Annotated in this window: 19 protein-coding genes; 12 read left to right on the plus strand and 7 right to left on the minus strand. The window is 70.9% G+C overall.

What is annotated here, in order from left to right:
- Positions 1-26: 26 nt before the first annotated feature.
- The 3 genes from AB0H84_RS18925 to AB0H84_RS18935 are packed head-to-tail and all read left to right on the plus strand — an operon-like array spanning position 27 to position 2,958.
- Positions 27-1,958, plus strand: coding sequence for a fumarylacetoacetate hydrolase family protein (locus tag AB0H84_RS18925; RefSeq protein WP_357605222.1), 1,932 nt, complete (start codon positions 27-29; stop codon positions 1,956-1,958).
- Positions 1,955-2,554 carry a DUF2867 domain-containing protein gene (locus AB0H84_RS18930; RefSeq protein ID WP_357605225.1) on the plus strand — a complete coding sequence of 200 codons (600 nt, stop codon included), beginning with the start codon at positions 1,955-1,957 and terminating at the stop codon, positions 2,552-2,554. The genes AB0H84_RS18925 and AB0H84_RS18930 overlap by 4 nt, the downstream gene beginning before the upstream one ends.
- Entirely contained in the window at positions 2,551-2,958 is a 408-nt protein-coding gene (locus AB0H84_RS18935; protein ID WP_357605227.1) for a DUF6463 family protein, read from the plus strand. The genes AB0H84_RS18930 and AB0H84_RS18935 overlap by 4 nt, the downstream gene beginning before the upstream one ends.
- Before the next feature lie 213 nt (positions 2,959-3,171).
- On the opposite strand, the gene thrS is transcribed toward AB0H84_RS18935, so the two are convergent.
- From thrS to AB0H84_RS18950, 3 genes are read right to left on the minus strand one after another with little or no spacing between them, the layout of a single operon-like run.
- Positions 3,172-5,172 carry a threonine--tRNA ligase gene (gene thrS / locus AB0H84_RS18940; protein ID WP_357605229.1) on the minus strand — a complete coding sequence of 667 codons (2,001 nt, stop codon included), beginning with the start codon at positions 5,170-5,172 and terminating at the stop codon, positions 3,172-3,174.
- Positions 5,173-5,201: 29 nt separating this feature from the next.
- The gene (locus AB0H84_RS18945; protein ID WP_357605231.1) at positions 5,202-5,807 is read right to left on the minus strand and encodes a glycoside hydrolase family 25 protein; all 606 of its coding nucleotides are present in this window, start codon (positions 5,805-5,807) and stop codon (positions 5,202-5,204) included.
- Positions 5,808-5,837: 30 nt separating this feature from the next.
- Positions 5,838-6,737 (minus strand): TIGR03564 family F420-dependent LLM class oxidoreductase, encoded by a 900-nt coding sequence (locus tag AB0H84_RS18950; protein WP_357605234.1) that lies wholly within the window; start codon positions 6,735-6,737, stop codon positions 5,838-5,840.
- A 95-nt stretch (positions 6,738-6,832) separates the two neighbouring features.
- Here AB0H84_RS18950 and pgm point away from each other — a divergent pair, with 95 nt between their 5' ends.
- Entirely contained in the window at positions 6,833-8,464 is a 1,632-nt protein-coding gene (gene pgm / locus AB0H84_RS18955) for a phosphoglucomutase (alpha-D-glucose-1,6-bisphosphate-dependent) (RefSeq protein ID WP_357605237.1), read from the plus strand.
- Positions 8,465-8,626: 162 nt separating this feature from the next.
- Here pgm and AB0H84_RS18960 read toward each other — a convergent pair whose 3' ends face one another.
- Positions 8,627-9,322, minus strand: a complete 696-nt coding sequence (locus AB0H84_RS18960; protein WP_357605240.1) for a DUF2786 domain-containing protein — start codon at positions 9,320-9,322, stop codon at positions 8,627-8,629.
- A gap of 39 nt (positions 9,323-9,361) precedes the next feature.
- Positions 9,362-10,600: a hypothetical protein gene (locus tag AB0H84_RS18965; RefSeq protein WP_357605243.1), complete on the minus strand. Its 1,239-nt coding sequence runs from the start codon at positions 10,598-10,600 to the stop codon at positions 9,362-9,364.
- A 283-nt stretch (positions 10,601-10,883) separates the two neighbouring features.
- On the opposite strand from AB0H84_RS18965, the gene AB0H84_RS18970 reads away from it, so the two are divergent.
- From AB0H84_RS18970 to AB0H84_RS18980, 3 genes are read left to right on the plus strand one after another with little or no spacing between them, the layout of a single operon-like run.
- A complete protein-coding gene (locus tag AB0H84_RS18970; RefSeq protein WP_357605245.1) occupies positions 10,884-12,053 on the plus strand; it encodes a cytochrome P450 in 1,170 nt (389 codons plus the stop codon).
- 18 nt (positions 12,054-12,071) lie between these two features.
- Positions 12,072-12,821, plus strand: a complete 750-nt coding sequence (locus AB0H84_RS18975; RefSeq protein WP_357605249.1) for an HAD family hydrolase — start codon at positions 12,072-12,074, stop codon at positions 12,819-12,821.
- A gap of 10 nt (positions 12,822-12,831) precedes the next feature.
- A complete protein-coding gene (locus tag AB0H84_RS18980) occupies positions 12,832-13,104 on the plus strand; it encodes a DUF4031 domain-containing protein (RefSeq protein ID WP_357605252.1) in 273 nt (90 codons plus the stop codon).
- On the opposite strand, the gene AB0H84_RS18985 is transcribed toward AB0H84_RS18980, so the two are convergent.
- Complete coding sequence (locus AB0H84_RS18985; RefSeq protein WP_357605253.1) at positions 13,051-13,680, minus strand: metal-dependent phosphohydrolase; 630 nt, start codon at positions 13,678-13,680, stop codon at positions 13,051-13,053. The two genes, AB0H84_RS18980 and AB0H84_RS18985, sit on opposite strands and share 54 nt — an antisense overlap.
- A 92-nt stretch (positions 13,681-13,772) precedes the next feature.
- Here AB0H84_RS18985 and AB0H84_RS18990 point away from each other — a divergent pair, with 92 nt between their 5' ends.
- The 3 genes from AB0H84_RS18990 (at position 13,773) to AB0H84_RS19000 (ending at position 16,916) form a co-directional block, all read left to right on the plus strand.
- Positions 13,773-14,939 carry an alpha-hydroxy acid oxidase gene (locus AB0H84_RS18990; RefSeq protein ID WP_357605256.1) on the plus strand — a complete coding sequence of 389 codons (1,167 nt, stop codon included), beginning with the start codon at positions 13,773-13,775 and terminating at the stop codon, positions 14,937-14,939.
- Positions 14,940-15,059: 120 nt separating this feature from the next.
- Complete coding sequence (locus AB0H84_RS18995) at positions 15,060-15,479, plus strand: hypothetical protein (RefSeq protein ID WP_357605259.1); 420 nt, start codon at positions 15,060-15,062, stop codon at positions 15,477-15,479.
- 186 nt (positions 15,480-15,665) lie between these two features.
- Complete coding sequence (locus tag AB0H84_RS19000) at positions 15,666-16,916, plus strand: hypothetical protein (protein WP_357605262.1); 1,251 nt, start codon at positions 15,666-15,668, stop codon at positions 16,914-16,916.
- 10 nt (positions 16,917-16,926) lie between these two features.
- Here AB0H84_RS19000 and AB0H84_RS19005 read toward each other — a convergent pair whose 3' ends face one another.
- Positions 16,927-17,499 (minus strand): sigma-70 family RNA polymerase sigma factor, encoded by a 573-nt coding sequence (locus tag AB0H84_RS19005; RefSeq protein ID WP_357605264.1) that lies wholly within the window; start codon positions 17,497-17,499, stop codon positions 16,927-16,929.
- 182 nt (positions 17,500-17,681) lie between these two features.
- On the opposite strand from AB0H84_RS19005, the gene AB0H84_RS19010 reads away from it, so the two are divergent.
- Both AB0H84_RS19010 and AB0H84_RS19015 read left to right on the plus strand, forming a co-directional pair.
- On the plus strand, positions 17,682-18,383 hold the full coding sequence (locus AB0H84_RS19010) for a Crp/Fnr family transcriptional regulator (protein WP_357605266.1): 702 nt from the start codon (positions 17,682-17,684) through the stop codon (positions 18,381-18,383).
- Positions 18,384-18,406: 23 nt separating this feature from the next.
- On the plus strand, positions 18,407-19,684 hold the full coding sequence (locus AB0H84_RS19015; RefSeq protein WP_357605269.1) for an oxygenase MpaB family protein: 1,278 nt from the start codon (positions 18,407-18,409) through the stop codon (positions 19,682-19,684).
- The last annotated feature ends 1 nt before the right edge of the window (position 19,685 follow it).

The following is a 19,685-nucleotide window of genomic DNA, read 5'->3' on the forward strand; positions in this document are numbered from 1 at the left end:
TCAACATAGAAACCGAGGAGGTTCTCATGCGTTGGGTGACTTATGCGACGGACACCGGAGACCGCGTCGGGGTGATCGATGAGGACCGCATCCATCCCGTGGCACCGGGCGTCAGCTTGGTCGAGCTCATCGGCGGGGGCGCGGAGGAGTTACGGGCGATGGGGGAGGCGGCCTTAGCGTCGGCGGCGCAGACGGTCCCACTGGCCGAGGCCAGACTGCGCGCGCCGATTCCGCGCCCGCCGTCGGTCCGCGACTGCCTGTGCTTCCTGGACCACATGCGCAACTGCCGGCAGGCGTCCGGCCGGCCGCGCACGCTCGAGGACGCCTGGTACCAGATCCCGGCCTTCTATTTCGCCTGCCCCTCGGCGATCACGGGGCCGTGCGACGACGTGACCGTCTCGCCCGGCAGCGCCTGGTTCGACTTCGAGCTGGAGATCGCCGCGGTCATCGGGCCGGGGGGCCGGGACCTCACCCCGGGGCAGGCCGAGGAGCACATCATCGGCTACACCATTTACAACGACTGGTCGGCACGCGACCTGCAACTGCGCGAGATGCCGCTGGCGATCGGCCAGGCCAAGGGCAAGGACGGCGCGGCCACGCTCGGCCCGTTCCTGGTCACACCGGACGAGCTGGCGCCCTACCGCCGCGACGACAGACTTGCCCTGCGGGTCGAGGCGACCGTCAACGGCCAGACCATCGGCTCCGGCCGTACCGACGCCATGGACTGGAGTTTCGGCGAGGTCATCTCCTATGCCTCGCGCGGCGTGGACCTGGTGCCCGGTGACGTGTTCGGCTCCGGCACGGTGCCCGGCTGCTGCCTCATCGAGCACCTGTCCCTCACTGATCCGGCCGCCTTTCCCGGCTGGTTGCGGGACGGCGACGTCGTCGAGTTGACGGTCGAAGGGCTGGGCCGCACCCGCCAGACCGTCCGCGCGTCCGCCGCGCCGTACCAGCTCACGCCCCGGCACAACCCCGACAGCCGGCCGCCACGCCCGCGCGTCAACCGGGCCGCGTCGAAGCTGCCCTATACCCGCGGGCTGCACGAGATCGCCGCGGGCGTGTGGGCCTGGTTGCTCCCCGACGGCGGGTACGGCTTGAGCAACGCGGGACTGGTCGCGGGCGAGGGCGCATCCCTCCTGGTGGACACCCTGTTCGATCTGCCGCTGACGGCCGAGATGCTCGAGGCCATGCGCGAGATCACTGACCGGCGTCCGCTCACCCACGCTGTCATCAGCCACTGCAACGGCGACCACACCCACGGCAACCAGTTACTGGGTGACTCGGTGCAGATCATCGCCGCGGAGGCCACCTGCGCGGAGATGCGGCACGAGTTGCCTCCGGAGATGCTGACCGCCGCCCAGGTCATGGACTTCGGCCCGGCGACCCTCTACTTCCGCGAACGCTTCGGCGCCTTCGACTTCAGCGGCATCCGCCTGCGGCTGCCCGACCTGACCTACGAGGGGGAGCTGACCCTGGACATCGGCGGCCGCGACGTACGCGTGATGAACCTCGGGCCAGCCCACACCGGCGCCGACTCCGTCGTGCACGTGCCGGACGCGGGCGTGCTCTTCGCGGGCGACCTCCTGTTCACCGGCTGCACCCCGATCGTGTGGAGCGGCCCGATCGCCAACTGGATCGCCGCCTGCGACACGATGATCGCCACCGGCGCCGACACCATCGTCCCGGGCCACGGCCCGGTCACCGGCCCCGACGGGATCCGCGCGGTGCGCGGCTACCTCACCCATGTGATCGAGCAGGCGGACGCCGCTCACGCCCGCGGCCTCTCCTTCTTCGAGGCGGTCGAAGCGGTGGACCTCGATGAGTACGCCACCTGGCTGGACGCCGAGCGGATCGTCGTCAACCTCCACCGCCGCTACCGCGAGCTCGACCCCGCCGCCACACCCGATCTGGACCAGCTGACGCTGATGACCATGATGGCCGAGAGGGCGCTCTCGTGAGGCTGTCGAAGACCGCGCACACCTCCCAGCCATGGCGCATCCATGAACTCACGAGCGACTTCTCGGTCGAGGATGTGTGGTCGTACCGCACTCCCGGAGCCGGGCTTGGCGACTTCCCGACGATGGTCGCAGCGTTGCGGACCGCCGGCGGACTCGCGAAGCAGCCCTGGCCGGTGAAGTTCTTGTTCGCCGTCCGGTGGAAGCTCGGCGCACTCCTCGGCTGGGACGAACCATCAGCGGGCGTCGGCGCACGGGTCGCCTCGCTCCGCGACCGCCTGCCCAGCGACATCCGCGACGCTCCGCGCGGCTGGGACAACCGGAGCATGCCCCTCAAAGCGGTCTACGAGCTCGACATGGAGTCCGCTCGCGAGCTGGCGAACAAGACGGTGCACACCGTCATGCATCTCGGCTGGGTCCAAGGAGCGAACGGCGACCATGAGCTGCGGATGGCCGTCCTGGTCAAGCCCAACGGATGGTTCGGGCGGCTCTACATGGCCGCCATCGCGCCTTTCCGGTACCTCGTCGTCTACCCGGCTCTGACCCGGCGTTGGGAACGGGCCTGGCGCGATCGCGATCAGGAAGGGGCGGCACGATGAACCCCAGAAAGCGGCTGCTCCGCTGGGCGAGCGGGATCATGCTCGTGCTGGGAACAGGACACCTGTCCTTGCTAACGCTCATCGCCTGGGACGACATGACCCGCTGGGCGGATCGAGGGATGTGGGCAGCCGTCCCGCTCGTCCTCACGGACGCCCAGACGGTGGAGTCCCTGCAGAATGACGTCACCTTCTGGGGCGGTCCGGGAAGCTTCGCCGTGCCCCTGATTCTCCTGGGTTGCCTTACCTGGCACCTGGCTGGACGCGGGGTGGCTGTGCCCGCCGGACTCGGCTGGGGCCTGGCGGTGTGGTGCGCGTTGGGCGGCGTCCTTCTTGTGCCGTCCCCGTTCTTCGCCGGGATCGTCCCCGGGGCACTCATCATCTTGGCGGCGCGGAGCAATGATTGATCGACGTGGGGCTTTGATGCGTCAGGCGGCAGCCGGCGGGGACACGGCCGAAGAGCTCTCCGACATGCCGGCGCGGCGTCCGGAGAACCCGAGGTCTACTCCCGCGACCTGATCGAGGGTTTCGGCGGCCGCCCGGCCATGACATTCCGCCTATTCACCGCTTGACTCATGAGAACGGCGGAGCCGGTGGCTCCGCCGTTCTTCAGCAACGGGTCAGACCTGGACGCGGCGCTCCACGGCGCTGACGATCTCGGCGATGGCCTCGTCGATCGCGACGCCGTTCTTCTGCTCCCCGCTCCGGTAGCGGAACGACACGGCGCCGTTGGCGATGTCGTCGTCGCCGGCCAGCAGCATGTACGGGACCTTGGCCTTCTGCGCGTTGCGGATCTTCTTCTGCATCCGGTCGTCGGAGGCGTCCACCTCGATCCGGATCCCGCGCTCGCGCAGCTTCTTGGCCACGTCCTGCAGGTAGGGGACGTGCGCGTCGGCGATCGGGATGGCCGTCACCTGCACCGGCGCCAGCCAGGCCGGGAAGGCGCCCGCGTAGTGCTCGGTGAGCACGCCGAGGAAGCGCTCGACCGAGCCGAACAGCGCCCGGTGGATCATGACCGGGGTCTGCCGGCTGCCGTCCGCCGCCTGGTATTCGAGCCCGAAGCGCTTGGGCTGGTTGAGGTCGAGCTGGATGGTGGACAGCTGCCACGTGCGGCCGATCGCGTCCTTGGCCTGCACGGAGATCTTCGGCCCGTAGAACGCCGCGCCGCCCGGGTCGTCGACCAGCTCCAGCCCCGACTCGCTAGCCACCTGGTGCAGCGCCTGGGTGGCCTCCTCCCACTCGGCCGGGTCGCCGATGAACTTGTCGGAGTCGTCGCGGGTGGACAGCTCGAGGTAGAAGTCCTCCAGGCCGAAGTCACGCAGCACGCTGAGCACGAACCTCAGCAGCGACTTGATCTCATCGGCCATCTGCTCCCTGGTGGTGTAGATGTGCGCGTCGTCCTGCGTCATGCCGCGCACCCGGGTCAGCCCGTGCACCACACCGGACTTCTCGTACCGGTAGACCGAGCCGAACTCGCACAGCCGCAGCGGCAGCTCGCGGTAGGAGCGCCCGCGCGCCCTGAAGATCAGGTTGTGCATCGGGCAGTTCATCGGCTTGACGCGGTATTCGATGCCCTCCAGCTCGAAGGCCGGGAACATGTCGTCGGCATACCAGGGCAGGTGGCCCGAGGTCTCGAAGAGCGACGACTTGGTGATGTGCGGCGTGTTGACGAACTCGTAGCCCGCCTCCGCCTGCCGCCGGCGCATGTAGTCTTCCATCTCCTTGCGGATGATGCCGCCCTTGGGATGGAAGATCGGCAGGCCGCTGCCCAGCTCCGGCGGGAAGCTGAACAGGTCGAGCTCCGCGCCCAGCTTGCGGTGGTCGCGCTTCTCGGCCTCCTCCAGCAGCTTGAGGTATTCGTCCTGCTTGTCGCGGGACTCCCAGGCGGTGCCGTAGATGCGCTGGAGCTGCGGGTTCTTCTCACTGCCGCGCCAGTAGGCGCCGCCCGAGCGCATGAGCTTGAACGCCGGGATCGACCTGGTGGACGGCACGTGCGGGCCGCGGCACAGGTCCTTCCACTGCAGCTCGCCGCTCTTGGGGTCGAGGTTGTCGTAGATGGTGAGCTGCCCGGCCCCGACCTCCACGGACTCCTCGTCCGCCGCGCCGCCCTTGAGCCCGATCAGCTCCAGCTTGTACGGCTCCGCCGCCAGCTCCTCGCGCGCCTCGTCGTCGGAGACGGGCCGGCGGGAGAACAGCTGCCCCTGCTTGACGATCTCCCGCATCCGCTTCTCGATGCGCTTGAGATCGTCCGGGTGAAACGCCTGGGCGACGTCGAAGTCGTAGTAGAAGCCGTTGTCCACGGGCGGCCCGATGCCCAGCTTGGCCTCGGGGAACAGCTCCTGCACCGCCTGTGCCATGACATGGGCGGTGGAGTGGCGGACGATCGCCCGGCCTTCCTCGCTGGAGATCTCGATCGGCTCGACCGAGTCACCCTCGGACAGCGGGTGGGCCAGGTCGCGCGCCTCGCCGTTGACCCTGGCCGCGATGACCGTGCGGCCGTCGGCCTCGAGTGCCTCGCCGGCCGTCGTGCCGGCCGCGACCACACGCTCGGCTCCGGCGAGGGTGATGCGTAGCTCGGCTGACACGGTGACTCCCTTTGATCGCGCCCCGGCGCTCGACACCGGAGCTGCTTCGATGGTGAACACCGATGCTATCGCGGGTGAAACCCCAGCTTTGTCAGCTCCTGCCGGCTCCCGTGGAAGACGTTGCGGTCGAGTGGACTGTGGATGTACTGGTGAATCGTCCAGTCCCGCCAGGGTGTCGGCGTTATGGGCCTACCGCGCGGTCTCTCGGGAGCGGCGATCCACAGCGGGTATTCGCCCAGGCCCGCGCAGTTCCCGTCGCGCGCGAACGACGGGAAGGTGTAGACGAACGGCCGCACGCCGCCGTGCCGCTCGATGTGGTGGCACCAGCGGCGCGCGTAGCGGGCGACCTGCTCGGGCCGGAGCCCGTCGCCGGTCTCCAGGTCGAGGGCGACCAGGTCGCCGCGGCGCAGCCCGCCGGCGGTCCTGATCGTGGCCAGGAAGTGCCGCGCCTGCTCGACGGGATCGCCCTTGGGCCTGGCGAAGTGGTACGCGCCGCAGACGAGCCAGCTCGCGCGCATGCCGTTCCAGTTACGCGCGAACCGCTTGTCGGTGTAGTCGCCGCCCTCGGTGGCCTTGGCGAACGCGAAGGACACCCCTGCCTCCGCGTGATCGGCCCAGTCGACGGTCCCCTGCCAGTTGGACACATCTATGCCATGGAGCAAACGGTTCACCCCGCCGAAGCTTATCGATCTCGCTTCTGATCAGCCCTTTGCCGCGCCGATCAGGAGGTTTCGCGTGCGTTCCCTGCCCGCGAACACCGACCCCACGAAGTCGGTCACGCCGGCCTGCCGCAGCTGGTCGATCTTGGCCAGCACGGTCTCCTCGTCGCCGACGATCGCGATGTCACCCGGGGTGGCCGCGCCCTCCTTGTCGAGCATCGCACGGTAGGAGGGAAGCTGTCCGTAGACGGCGAAGATCTCGTTCGCGCGATCGACGGCGGCGGCGGGGTCGTCGGTGACGCAGATCGGCAGCGCGCAGACGATCCTGGGCGCCTCGCGGCCCGCCTCGGCGGCGGCCGCGTTGATGGTGGGCGCGACGTGCTCGGCGACCGTCCTGGGGCCGGTCATCCAGAGGACGGTGCCGTCGGCCACGGTGCCGGCCAGCTTGAGCATGCGCGGGCCGAGCGCGGCGATCAGCACGGGGAAGCCGGCGCCCGGCGTCGTGAGCTGGAGGTCGGCCTTGAGCGTCTCGCCCGCGTACTTGACGTGCTCGCCCCTGCGGGCCGGGAGCAGGATGTCGAGGTACTCCTTCATGTGCCGGTAGGGGCGCTCGTAGCTGTAGCCGTACATGCCCTCGATGACCAGCTGGTGTGACAGGCCGATGCCCAGCGCGAGGCGCCCGCCGAGCGCGGCGTTGACGGTCATGGCCTGCTGGGCCAGGACGGCCGGATGGCGCGGGTAGGTGGGCACGACGGCGGTGCCGAGCTCGATGCCGGGCACCTGGCTCCCGGCGGCGGCCAGGGCGGTCAGCGCGTCGAGGCCGAAGATGTTGGAGAGCCAGGCGGAGGTGAAGCCGTCCTGCGCCGCCTGGGCGATCTGGTCGCGCAGCCCGCCGATCGGGTCTGGCCCTTTCGGCTCGGTCAGGTAGTAGCCGAATCTCATGACAGAACCCCGTTCTAGTGACTGAGGCGACTGTACCGTCCCACGCCGACGTGCGGTCATCCGCCGGGCCGGGCCGGATTTGTAAAGTGGCCTTTATGACGCACGAACGCGCAGGACAGCCCGCCCAGCCCGCCGATCTCGTGGACGTCGCCAGGCTCGTGACGTCCTATTACGCCCTGCATCCCGATCCCGGCGACGCGGGGCAGCGGGTGGCGTTCGGCACGTCGGGCCACCGGGGGTCGTCGCTGAAGACGGCGTTCAACGAGGAGCACATCCTGGCGACCACGCAGGCCATCTGCGAGTACCGGCGGTCGAAGGGGACCGACGGGCCGCTCTTCCTCGGCATCGACACGCACGCGCTCTCCGAGCCCGCGCGGGTGTCGGCGCTGGAGGTGCTCGTGGCCAACGGGGTCGAGGTGCTGATCGACACGCGCGACGGCTACACGCCGACCCCGGCCGTCTCGCACGCCATCCTGCGGCACAACCAGGGGCGCACCACGGGGCTCGCGGACGGCGTCGTGATCACTCCGTCGCACAACCCGCCCGGTGACGGCGGCTTCAAATACAACCCGCCGCACGGGGGTCCCGCCGACACCGACGCCACCACCTGGATCCAGGACCGCGCCAACCGGCTGCTGGCGAGCGGGCTGGAGAGCGTGCTGCGGGTCTCGTACGCCAAGGCCGTGAGCGCGGCGGGACGTTACGACTTCCTCGGGATGTACGTGGACGACCTGCCGTCCGTGATCGACCTGGACGCGATCCGGGCCGCCGGGGTGCGCATCGGGGCCGATCCCCTGGGCGGGGCCAGCGTGGCGTACTGGGGGGAGATCGCCGAGCGGCACCGGATCGACCTGACCGTGGTCAATCCGCTGGTGGACCCGACGTGGCGGTTCATGACGCTCGACTGGGACGGCAAGATCCGGATGGACTGCTCGTCGCCGTACGCGATGGCCTCGCTGATCGCCAACCGGGATAAATACGATATTTCCACCGGAAACGACGCCGACGCGGACCGGCACGGCGTCGTCACCCCCGACGGCGGCCTGCTGAACCCCAACCACTACCTCGCCGTCGCCATCTCCTACCTCTACACGCACCGCGACGGCTGGCCCGCCGACGCCGGGGTGGGCAAGACCATGGTCAGCAGCCAGATCATCGATCGGGTCGCGGCCTCTCTCGGGCGACGGCTCTACGAGGTGCCGGTCGGCTTCAAGTGGTTCGTCCCGGGGCTGCTGGACGGGTCGCTGGGGTTCGGGGGCGAGGAGAGCGCGGGCGCCTCCTTCCTGCGGCGGGACGGGTCCGTGTGGTCCACCGACAAGGACGGGATCATCCTGGCGCTGCTGGCCTCGGAGATCCTGGCCGTCACGGGCAGGTCGCCGAGCGCGCACTACCGTGAGCTGGTCGAGCGGTTCGGGGAGCCCGCGTACGCCCGGGTGGACGCCCCGGCGACGCGCGAGGAGAAGGCGGTGCTCGGGAAGCTGTCGGCGAAGCAGGTGACGGCGTCGTCGCTGGCGGGCGAGCCGATCACGGCCGTGCAGACCGCCGCGCCCGGCAACGGGGCGGAGCTGGGCGGGGTGAAGGTCGCGACGGAGAACGCCTGGTTCGCGGCGCGGCCTTCGGGGACGGAGGACGTCTACAAGATCTACGCCGAGTCGTTCCGGGGGGCCGACCACCTGGCCAAGGTCCAGGAGGAGGCCCGCTCCCTGGTCTCCGCCGCCCTGGGCTGACCTCCCACGGCGCGGCTCGCCGATCAAGCGCCCCGGTCCCCGCACGGGCCGCCTACCGCTCTCTGACGCGGGGGCGGCCGCCGTCCCTTCGCCATGAGCGGCCGTCGGCGCACCGCATATGTGACGCGGCCGGGCGAGCGGCGGAAGGGGCGTGCGGCGGGGTCAGCCGCCGGTCAGTTCGGGGGCGGTGGCGGTGGGCATGCCGGTGCGGCCCAGGTCGGCGCGGCGGCCGGCCGCCACCCCGTCCCGGTAGCCCGTGCCGCTCGTACGGGGCACGCTCACCCGGATGTTCGGATAGTGAGCCGCCACCACCCGCTCCACCTCGGCCCGCCGGTCCGCCAGCACCAGCGCGGCACCCGTACCGACCGTCTCCTCGGCCCGGGACTCCGCGGCGCACAGCAACCGGTACACCTCGTCCGTGAAGCCCAGCAGCCACGACCGCCGGTACGCCCGCACGGAGGTCACCTCGCCGGGCACCCGCACGCGCGCCAGCCCGGTCGCCATCTGCAGCAGCAACGAGGTGGCCAGCAGGTCGGCCCGCTCCAGATCCGCGGCGAACCCGAACACGTGCACCCGCTGGCCGCCCGACTCCCCGCGCCCGACGAGCAGCGGACGGCACCGCACGGCCTGCGCCACCAGGCTGACGAGGCGGGCCTTCTCCCTGGCCCAGGGGTTGGGCAGGGTGACGATCCGGTCGCCGGGCGTCTGCCGGGTGCCCGCCGGCGGGAGCGAGTCGATGCCGTGCCTGGCCATCAGCGCCGACGCGGCCGCCATGAACGTCGCGCGCTCGTGCTCGTTGTCCGTGCGTTCGGCCTTGGCCAGGAGTTTCCTGACGCGTTCGAGCGTGCGCTCCCGCAAGCGTGCTCCCCCCTGCGACCCCTGCGACCCCTACGACCCCTACGACTTGGTCAGCACCCTCCCGTCGGCCGCGATGGCGGGGAAGGCGCCCGTGTCGACGATGCCGTGCTGCTGGAACAGCGCCTCGATGAGGGCGTGCGCCTGCGGCTCGAGCTTCCACAGGGCACGATACTCGCGCGCCGTGGCCAGCGAGATGCCGATCTCCTGGGCGATGTCCACCGTACGGGGCACGATGCCCTTGGCGATCTGGCGGTCCCAGTACGCGCGGGCCTGGCGCATCAGCGCCGCCCGCTGGGCGGTGTCGACCACCTGCGGGGTGGTGTCGAGCACCTCGATGTCCTCGTCCTCCTCCTCGACCAGCTCGGCCAGCGCGGGCGGCAGCGCCGGGCGGGCGGGCACCGGCTGCTGCTCGGGCTCGGGCTCCCACGGCACGCGGGGGTCGGCGTCGATGAGGGCGGTGGTGTTGTACAGGGCGGCGATCTGGGCCAGCAGGGCCTCCTGGCGGGCCTGGTCGACGGCCAGGCCGGTGTGCTCGACGGCCTGGTCCATGGCCTTGTCGAGCTTGGCCAGCGCGGCGCGCATCTTGCGCTCGGAGGCGCCCCCCTCGCGCAGCGCCTTGGCCCGCTTGGCGGCCAGCGCGACGCGGGTCAGCCTGCGGTGCGCGTCGACCTCGCTCGCCGTACGGTCGCTGACCTCGGCCAGGCCCATCCGGACCAGCAGCCGCTCGGGCGTCAGGCGCCAGTTGATGCGGCCGGTGCCGCGGATGCGGTGGCGTTCGATGGCCATGCCGCGCTCCCACAGCCAGGCGGCCACGAGGGGGGCGGCGAGCCTGAACACCGCCTCGGGGAGGCTGCGCGCGTCCATGCTGGACAGCACGGCGGTCAGGCACGTCAGTGCCCACACGGCGATGCCGTCGATCCCGGCGGAGAAGTTCTCGCGCATGTTGCGGCGGGCGCGTACCGCGCTCGTGATGATCGCGACCTCGATGAACGCGAACAGCAGCAGCCTGAGCGGCCCGTCCAGGCCCAGCACGTCCCCGGAGAAGCGCCACATGCCCTGCGCGGACACGCCGGTGGCGATGGACGCGGCGACGACGGTCAGCACGTCCTCAATGGGACGGGGGGCGACGTATCGCGCGAACAACCAGGCGACCACGCGCCAGGCGATCCTGAGCACCAGGAAGGCCAGCACCAGCCCCGCCAGGCTCAGCAGCGCGATGAGGGCGGTGGCGAGCGGCTTGTCGGTGACGAAGGCTGTTATTTCCTCAAATGTCGGCATCAGTCACTATCCGTGATGGCTCAAACTCCGGCTCTATGCGACGAGATCATCGCAGAATGTCGTCATCTTGTACGCCAAACGACGGCTGGCGCCCCATTTTGCCCCTGTTTCCCTGCTGTTCCGGGCTTGATGGGAGGTGCGTCCCGCCCCCGAGGGCGGAGGGAGGACGGCGCTACCCGGAATCTCCTCCTTTGGTATGGCAACATCCGCCGTTCCGGGTGGGACCATCTATGCAGGGATTTATCCCGACATGGTGTGATGCATCCCAGCAGGACGGATATCGATGTCAGACAATGAGTTCCCACTCGTCCAGTTCATGCGTGAGGGGTTCGACCCCGTAGGCGAACTCGGGCGCATCCGGACCGAGCACCCGGTCTTCCCCATGGAGATCCCCGGCGGCCAGACCGTCTACCTCGTCACTCGCTGGGAGGACGTACGGGGCGTCCTGAGCGACCATGAGCGCTTCAGCAACGACTTCGCCGGGGTGATCGGCCTCGGCTCCAACCAGGAGGACCCGGGCGGCCTGGGGTTCCGCGACCCGCCCGAGCACACCCGGCTGCGCAAGTACCTGACCCCCGAGTTCACCATGCGCCGCCTGCGCAGGCTGGAGCCGCGCATCGAGGCGATGGTCGAGGAGTACCTGGACCGCATGGAGGCCAAGGGCTCCCCGGTGGACCTGGTCGAGGAGTTCGCGCTGCCGATCCCGTCGCTGGTGGTGTGCGAGCTGCTCGGCGTCCCGTACGAGGAGCGCGCCGGCTTCGTCAAGATCAGCAAAGACCGGTTCGACCTCTCGGCCGGGCCGGAGGCGTCACTGCAGGCGATCAACGACGCCATGACGTACCTGATCGACCTGGTCGCGCGTGAGCGGCAGAACCCGGGCGAGGGGCTGCTCGGCCAGCTGCTGCGCGAGCACGGTGACGAGCTCGACGACCGCACGCTCGCCAGCATGGCCGACGGGCTGCTGACCGGCGGTCACGACACCAGCACCAGCATGCTCGCCCTCGGCACCCTGTGGCTGCTGCGCAACCCCGAGCAGGCCGCCAAGGTGCGCGAGGTCGACGGGTACGTCAACGACGTCGTCGAGGAGCTGCTGCGCTACATGACGGTCGTCCAGGTGGCCTTCCCGCGCTTCGCCCGCGACGACCTCGAGCTGCACGGCGTGCCGATCAAGAAGGGCGAGATGGTGCTCTGCTCGCTCACCGGCGCCAACCGCGACCCCGCCCTGGGCGAGGACATGGACGAGGTGCGGCCCGGCAGGGAGACGGCGGGCTCGCACATGGCCTTCGGCCACGGCATCCACCGCTGCATCGGCGCGCCGCTCGCGCAGATGGAGATGCGCATCGCCTTCCCCGCCCTGCTGCGCCGCTTCCCGGGGCTGCGCGTCGCGGGCGAGGTGCCGTTCAGGGAACTCGCCATCGTCTACGGAGTCAAAGAGCTACCCGTCGCCTGGTAGAGGGGCTACGTTCGCAATGTGAACGAGCCTGTCATCGATCTGACCTCGATCAACGCCGTCGTGTTCGACACCGACGGCGTCGTCACCGACACCGCTCGGGGGCACGCGGCCGCCTGGAAGCACGTCTTCGACGCCTTCCTGCGCGGCCGCTCAGAGCCGTTCGACATCCGCGACGACTATCTGCGCCACGTGGACGGCCGCCCGCGCCTGGACGGCATCCGCGCCTTCCTCAGGGCACGCGGCATCACGCTGCCCGAGGGCTCGCCGGACGACGAGCCGGGCGCGGCGACCGTGCACGGGCTCGGCCTGGCCAAGGACGAGATCTTCATGGGCCAGGTGGAGAAGTACGGGGTGGCCGCGTTCCCGTCCACGGTGGCGCTCCTGCACGAGCTGCGGCAGCGGGGCGCCCGTACGGCGGCGGTCTCCGCCAGCCTGCACGGCCGCAAGCTGGTCACGTCGGCCGGCGTGCTGCACCTGTTCGACCTGCTGGTGGACGGCAACGACGCGGAGCTGATGAACCTGCCGGGCAAGCCCGACCCCGCGCTCTTCCTGGAGGCGGCGCGCCGCCTGGCGATGCCCGCGGCCAGGGTCGCGGTGGTGGACGCGGCGCTGCCCGGCGTGGAGGCGGGCAGGAAGGGCGCGTTCGGGCTGGTCGTCGCGGTGGCCAGGGAAGGCTCCGCCGCGGCCGGGCTGCGCGCGGCGGGCGCCGAGGTCGTGCTCTCCGACCTGGCCGAGCTGGTGATCAAAGGCAAGGTCCCGCCCGTCTAACCTTGGGGTCGTGACCGTTCTCATCGACCCGCCCAACTGGCCGGGGCCGCGTGGCCTCATGTGGTCTCATCTGGTCAGCGACAGCTCACTGGCGGAGCTGCACGACTTCGCCGCGCGGCTGGGGGTGCCGGAGCGGGCGTTCGACCGCGATCACTACGACGTGCCGGAGACCGTCCACGCCCGGGCGGTGGAGCTGGGCGCGGAGGCGGTCAGCTCGCGGGAGCTGCTGCTACGCCTGGTCGCCTCCGGGCTGCGCCGCCGCAAGCGCCGCCAGCTCCCGTGACATGTTCGCCCGCGCCCGCTCCTCCCACAGCTCGCGCGCGCGTCCGGTCCGGTAGAGCCGCGGTACGGCCAGCAGCCGGCGCAGCACCTCGGCCCGTCCCTTCCTGAACAGGTCGTCGGGCACGTGGGCGTACTCCTGCCGGATCCTGGCGGCGTACTCGTCATATCCGGGCCGGCCGAGCACGGCCAGGTCGGCGTCGCACAGGACGGCGCCGTTGCGGTCACCGGCGGCCGGCGTGTCGTGGGCCGCGGTGAGACGTACGAGCCGGGCCACCTCGGCCACCCGCGCGGCGGGCACGCCGCACGCGGGCAGGCGTGCCTGGGCGAGCTGGGCGCTGCGCTCCTCGTCCCAGCCGGGCCGCCCGTCGTAGACGGCGTCGTGGAACCAGGCGGCGAGGCGTACGGCGGCGGGATCGTCGGCCGGCGCCGAAAGCTCGGAGATCGCGCCGAGCACGGCGGCGAGGTGGTCGAGGGTGTGGTAGCGGCGGTGCGGCTCCGACCAGCGGGCGACCAGCTCCGCCCGCGTGGCCAGGCTGGCCGGTGACTCCCCCGCCAGCGCGGTCCAGTCGTCGATCACCACCCCACCGTACCTTTGATAGCGTCCTGGGTATCGAGCGGAACCAGCGGGAGCCCCGGCGCCTGCCCCGATGGCGGGAGCTGCGCGCGGTCATGCCCGCGCGGCCCCGGCTCTCCAGGGCGCGGCGGGTGGCGGACGCCGCCGATGTGGCCGACCTCCGGCTGCTGGCCAGGAGGCGCGCCCCGCGGATGGTGTTCGACTACGTGGACGGCGCGGCCGAGGGCGAGCGGTCGATGGCCAGGGCGGTGGAGGCGTTCGACCGGGTGGAGTTCGGCCCGCGGGTCCTGCGCGACGTCGCCGTGGCCCCGACCGCCGTCGAGATCCTGGGCCGGCGGATCGCGATGCCGCTCGTGCTGGGGCCCACCGGGTTCACCCGGATGATGCACCGCGAGGGCGAGCGGGCCGTGGCGCGGGCGGCCGAGCGCGCGGGCGTGCCGTACACGCTGTCCACCATGGGCACCACGACCGCCGCCGGCGTGGCCGCCGCGGCGCCCGGCGGGTGGAACTGGTTCCAGCTGTACGTGGTCCGCGACCGCGCCCGCACGCTGGAGACGCTCTCCCTGGCGCGGGAGGCCGGCATGGACGTGCTGGTGGTGACCGTGGACGTGCCGGTGGCCGGGGCGCGGCTGCGTGACGTGCGGCACGGGCTGACGGTCCCGCCCGCCCTGCGCTGGCGCAGCGTGCTGCAGGCGGTGCGGCGTCCGGCGTGGTGGTTCGACTTCCTCACCAGCGAGCCGCTCAGGTTCGCCACGGTGGACGGGGCGCCCGACGATCTGGCGGGGATCACGAACATGATGTTCGACCCTTCCGTGACCGTCGCCGACCTGGAGTGGATCCGGTCGGCGTGGCAGGGCCGGCTGCTCGTCAAAGGGGTGCAGCGGGTGGACGACGCCAAGGAGCTGGCGGCCGTGGGGGTGGACGGCGTCGTCGTGTCCAACCACGGCGGGCGGCAGCTCGACCGCGCCCCGACGCCGCTGGAGCTGCTGCCCCACGTGGTGGCCGCCGTGGGCGACCGCACGGAGGTCTTCCTGGACGGCGGCGTGCGGAGCGGGGCCGACGTGGCCGCGGCGGTCGCGCTGGGCGCCAGGGCCTGCTTCATCGGCCGGGCCTACCTGTACGGGCTGATGGCCGGCGGCGAGCTCGGCGTGCGGCGGGCGCTCGACCTGCTCCACGCCGAGCTCGTACGCACCCTTCAGCTGCTGGGCGCCGGCGGGGTCGCCGAGCTCGGCCCCGACATGGTGCGCATCAGGGAAAGGTGACGCCCCCGGCGCGCCCCATACCCGTCATCCATTGACAACACGGACGCGTATTTCGCCGCCTCCATCGCCACTCTGCTCCTTCACACGGGGACGACGTTCCCACCGCACAAGGAGATCGGAATGGCTACTGGAGAATTCCAGGTGATGAAAGTATCGGCCGAGCAGTTAGCCGGTGTTCTCCACAGCCAGGTTGTCGACCCCGGCGCTCAACCCACGAACGTCGTGTGCAGCGCCGAGGGTTGGACCGTGGACGTGAGCTGGGAGGTCACCGGCGAGCTCGTCGACTGGCTGGCCGGCCGCTGGAATGTGGAGATCATCGCCGACCTGGTGGGAGGTGGCGAGTCGAGGCACCCCTCATCTCCTGTGGAACTGACCTTCACCCCCGGCTCCGGCCGGTACACCGCGTCCGTCCCCATGCGCGGTCAGCTCGCCCCCGGCATCTATGACCTGGTGGTCAACCTCACCACCACGACCGCCGCCGGCACCGCGGGGGCGCTCGGCGGGTTCGTGGTGCTCAGCAAGATCGTGGTGAAGGAATGACGCGCGCCGCCCCGGGCGAGCCGTCCGGGGCGGCGCCCGCTGCCGCTCGGCGGCCTGCAAGCCCGTCGCAAGTCGGGCCCCCTACGCTCCTGGCGTGGCGGCCACGGGGGAAAGGAGGGCCGCCGGACGTATCTGACGCCGCTGGAGACACTCTTAACTCCTCGAGGCGAACCAACGGGAGATTCCATGGCCGACACAACGATGACCGCGGACGACGTTCTGCGCATCGCCGCGTACAAGGACCGGAGTCCGGCTCTTGAGGCGATGGTCATCGCCTACAGCTACCACCGCGTCGCGGGGGACCTCGCCGAGCACCTGGGCAAGGACGCGAACAACTGGTACTGCTACGCCACCTGGACCTCCAAGGCCATCGGAGAGAGCCTCGACCTGGGCCCCGACTCGCCGTTCATCATGGACTTCAGCCGGCGGATGAGGGTGCCCCACCGCTTCAGGAGGGTGTTCAGGGGGGTGCTGCTCACCCTGCTCGGCCCCAGCTACCAGCTCGGGCTCGCGCTGGCCAACCGGGCCATCTTCCTGGAGACCGCGAGTCTGGCCGTCAACCTGTGGAACGACTCGCCCGACCGCTATCTCCGGGTGAGCCCGGAGTCGGACCTGACGCCGACCCCGCCGGAGTTCCTGACCGAGCTGCTGGCCGAGGCCGACGACCGCTACCTGAAGGACGCCGCGCAGCTCCTGGTCGAGGCCAGGCAGGCCACCGACCCCGAGGCGCGGGCCGAGCTCATGTTCGGCGCCAGCATCGCGCTGTCCGCCTACGAGCAGGCCCGCGCGCAGAAGGCCCTGGAGCTGGTGCTCTACCGGCCGGTCAGGTGGCTGACCCGGGTGTCGTGGCGGTCGCTGCGCTCGCTGCTCACCCGGCGGCCCTTCCCGCGATTCCGCCTGTACGCGGCGCGGCACGAGGACCAGCCCTGGCTGACGCGCCAGCTGGAGAAGCGGTGGTCCTCGCTCTACACCCGCCACCTGTTCGCCGTGAAGACGCCGCTCAGCGACATCAAGGTCGGCAGGCCGCTCACGGCGCCGGCGGGGGTGGACATGGCGAAGGTCTGGGCGCCGATCCAGAACGAGAAGGTGCGCAAGCTGGCCGAGGAGTTCATCACCGAGGACCAGGAGGCGTCCACGGCCGGGGTGGCCGACTGGGTCTCCTACCCCGACCGCATGCGCTTCATCGTCAGCTATTTCCGCGTCTACCAGCACGTCGCCGCGCTCTACGACGTGCCCTTCGCCAAGGACGTCGCCGACGGCCTCGCCGAGGAGATGCGGCGCGGGCTGGTCCCCCAGGCCGTCAGCGGCATGCTCGCCCGGGGCGGCCGCAAGGTCTACCGCTATCCGGCGGAGTCCGACCCGGACGCGTACGAGATGGCGCACTTCGACTTCGAGCCGTTCCTGGAGGCGATCCAGCTTGACCCGTCCGCGAAGTGAGCGAAGCGCGTCAGTCCAGGAAGTCGCGGGTGATCTCGCGGGCCTGAAGGAGGCCGCGTAGCTTCGCGAAACAGCGGGCTCGGGTGGGCCCGATGCTCCCTACCGGCCTGCCCAGCCTGCGTGCCACGTCCACGTAGTGCGGCTCGGAGGTTTCCGTGAGCGCCCTGAACAGCACCCGCTGCGCCGCCGGCAGCTCCTCGACCAGCTCGGCCAGCGTGCCGGCCAGCCAGATCCTGGCCAGCTCCCTGTCCACGTCGTCCGTGCTGCCCAGGGTGTCGAGGTCGGGGGTGCAGATCTCCTTGGTCCGCTTGCTGAGCTTGAGGCACTCGCGGAAGGCGATCGTGGCCAGCCAGCCCGCCATGCGCTGGCCGTCCTCGACGCTCCTGAGGTTCTGCCAGGCCAGCAGCCAGGTCGTCTGGAGCACGTCCTGGGCGTCCTCGTGGCTGAGCCTGAACCGGCGGATGCGTGCCCTGAGCATGGGGCTGAACTCCTCGACCAGCCGCTCCCACGCCTCGGCGTCGCCGTCCTGCGCGGCCGAGACCAGAGTTGCCGTGTCGGGCCGTTCGATGGTGTCCACGTACATGTCGATCTCCCTGCCTGGCCGGGTGTCCGGGGGGTCGCCATTACCGGCCGGCACCCCTACGGTGCTCCGGGTGATCGCCTGGAGCTGTCTTGCGCGTGACAGTCCAGATGTGTTCCGCATCACACCGCGGAGATCGCTTGTCGCCGGCTGCCCGCGCCCGGAATGCGGCCTAGAGTTCTCGCATGAGCGGGTTTCCACGCGACATCCAGCCGGTCGCCGCCGTGCTGGCGGAGATCCCGCTGTTCCGCGTACTCGGAGAGAGCGGCATCGAGACCACGGCGCGGGCCGGGCTGTCGAGGCGCTACCGGTCAGGGCAGATCATCTGCCACCAGGGGGACCCGGGAGAGTCCTTCTACGTGCTGCTGGACGGCCTGGTGAAGGTGGTGTTCACGACCGAGCACGGCGACGAGATCGTGCTCAACATGCTCGGCCGCGGCGACACCTTCGGCGAGATGGCCCTGCTGGACGGCTCGCCGCGCTCGGCGTCGATCGTGACGGTGCGCCCCGCGTGGGCGTTCGTGCTGCCCAGGGCGCGGCTGCTGGAGCTCATGCGGGAGCATCCGGCGCTGGCCGACGAGTTCCTGCGCATGCTCGGCCACATGGTGCGCAGGCTCACCGACCAGGCGGCCGACCTGGCCTTCCTCGACCTGGGCGGGCGGCTGGCCAAGCTGCTGCTGCAGCTGGCCGACAAGCACGGCCAGTCCGACGGGGTGGTGGACCTGCCCGGTCTGACCCAGTCCGACCTCGCCGCGCTGATCGGCGCGTCGCGGCCGGCGGTCAACCGGGCGCTGCAGTCCCTCGTCGCGCGGCGCCTCATCGCCGTCAAAGGCCGCACGATCACGCTGCTGGATGTCGCCGCCCTGCGGAAACGGGGTGGCCTCTGACCGAGATCTGGAGTACGGGGTAGATGAACGATCAAGACCGCTGGCCGGAGGAGAGGTTCCGGCAGCTGAGGCAGCAGGCCGACCCGGACATCGACAAGGTGGTGGCCGGCTATCTGGACGACCAGCCCGCAGGGACAGGGCCGCTCGAGCTGGTGAAGGCGGTGATCCAGGAGCTGTCGGCGGCCAAGCAGGAGGCCAGGGCGCCCTCGGGCGAGCCGCCCGCCTCGGAGATCTTCGAGGCCATCGACTTCGCCGCGGACCTGCCCGAGTGGGGCGACGACCGCGAGCTGCTGGCCAAGGGGCAGGCCGTGTTCGCCGACTACGGGCTCTACCAGGCGGCCGCGCTGTTCTGCAAGTGCCTGCCGATGGCGTACGTCGAGGTGTCCAGCGCCAAGGTGCTGGCCGGCGTCTCGCGGCTGGCCACGCACGGCCTCACCCGCCGGGTGGCCGAGACCGGGCAGATGCTGGTCGACGTGATGGGGCTGAAGGCCGTCAACAGCCTGGAGCCCGGCCGTCCCGGCCACACCACGGCGATCGGGCTGCGCATCCTCCACTCGTTCGTGCGCGCGCTGGTCAACGAGCGCTTCGCCGGCCACTGGGACACCGCGCGGTTCGGCCCGCCGGTCAACCAGGAGCTCCTGCTGGCCACCATCTTCGACTTCTCCGTGGTGACGTGGGAGGCTCTGGAGAGCATGGGCGTGACGCTCTCCGAGGAGCAGCGCGCGGCCCACCTCTACACGTGGAGCGTGTTCGGCCACCTCATGGGTGTGGAGGCCTGCCGCGACGGACCTCTCACGCTCGACGACGTCGAGCCGGTCAGCGAACGCCTGGGCCGCCTGTACGAGTCCAGCGACGAGGGCCGCCGGCTGATGGCCAGGCTGCTGGAGGAGATGGAGGGGTTCATGCACCTGGGGTGGCGCAAGCTGCCGCGCAGCCTGGTGCACTGGGTCTTCCGCGACGCCGCGTACGGCGCCGACCGCGTGCCCGAGCTCCTGGGCGTGCCGAAGCCGGCCTGGTGGTTCACGGGGCTGTTCACGGTGGCGCGCGCGGCGCACCGGCACTCCAAGCTGGCCGGGCCGGTCGACGGCGTGGTGCGCTGGCTGGTGCGCAGGGTCGGCCGGCAGCTGGTGATCGCCCTGGTCGACCGCCACTCCGACGGGCAGGCGGCGTTCCGGATCCCCGAGGAGCTGGCGCGTGCCTGGCGGATCAGGCAGTCGCGTCCGGCGGTGAAGACGCGCGCGATCCGCCGCACCGTCCGCAGGACGCTGCGAGCGCCCGTCCAGGGAGGGTCGCGCACGTGAC

This window comes from Nonomuraea sp. NPDC050786, assembly GCF_040654115.1.
Lineage (GTDB): Bacteria > Actinomycetota > Actinomycetes > Streptosporangiales > Streptosporangiaceae > Nonomuraea.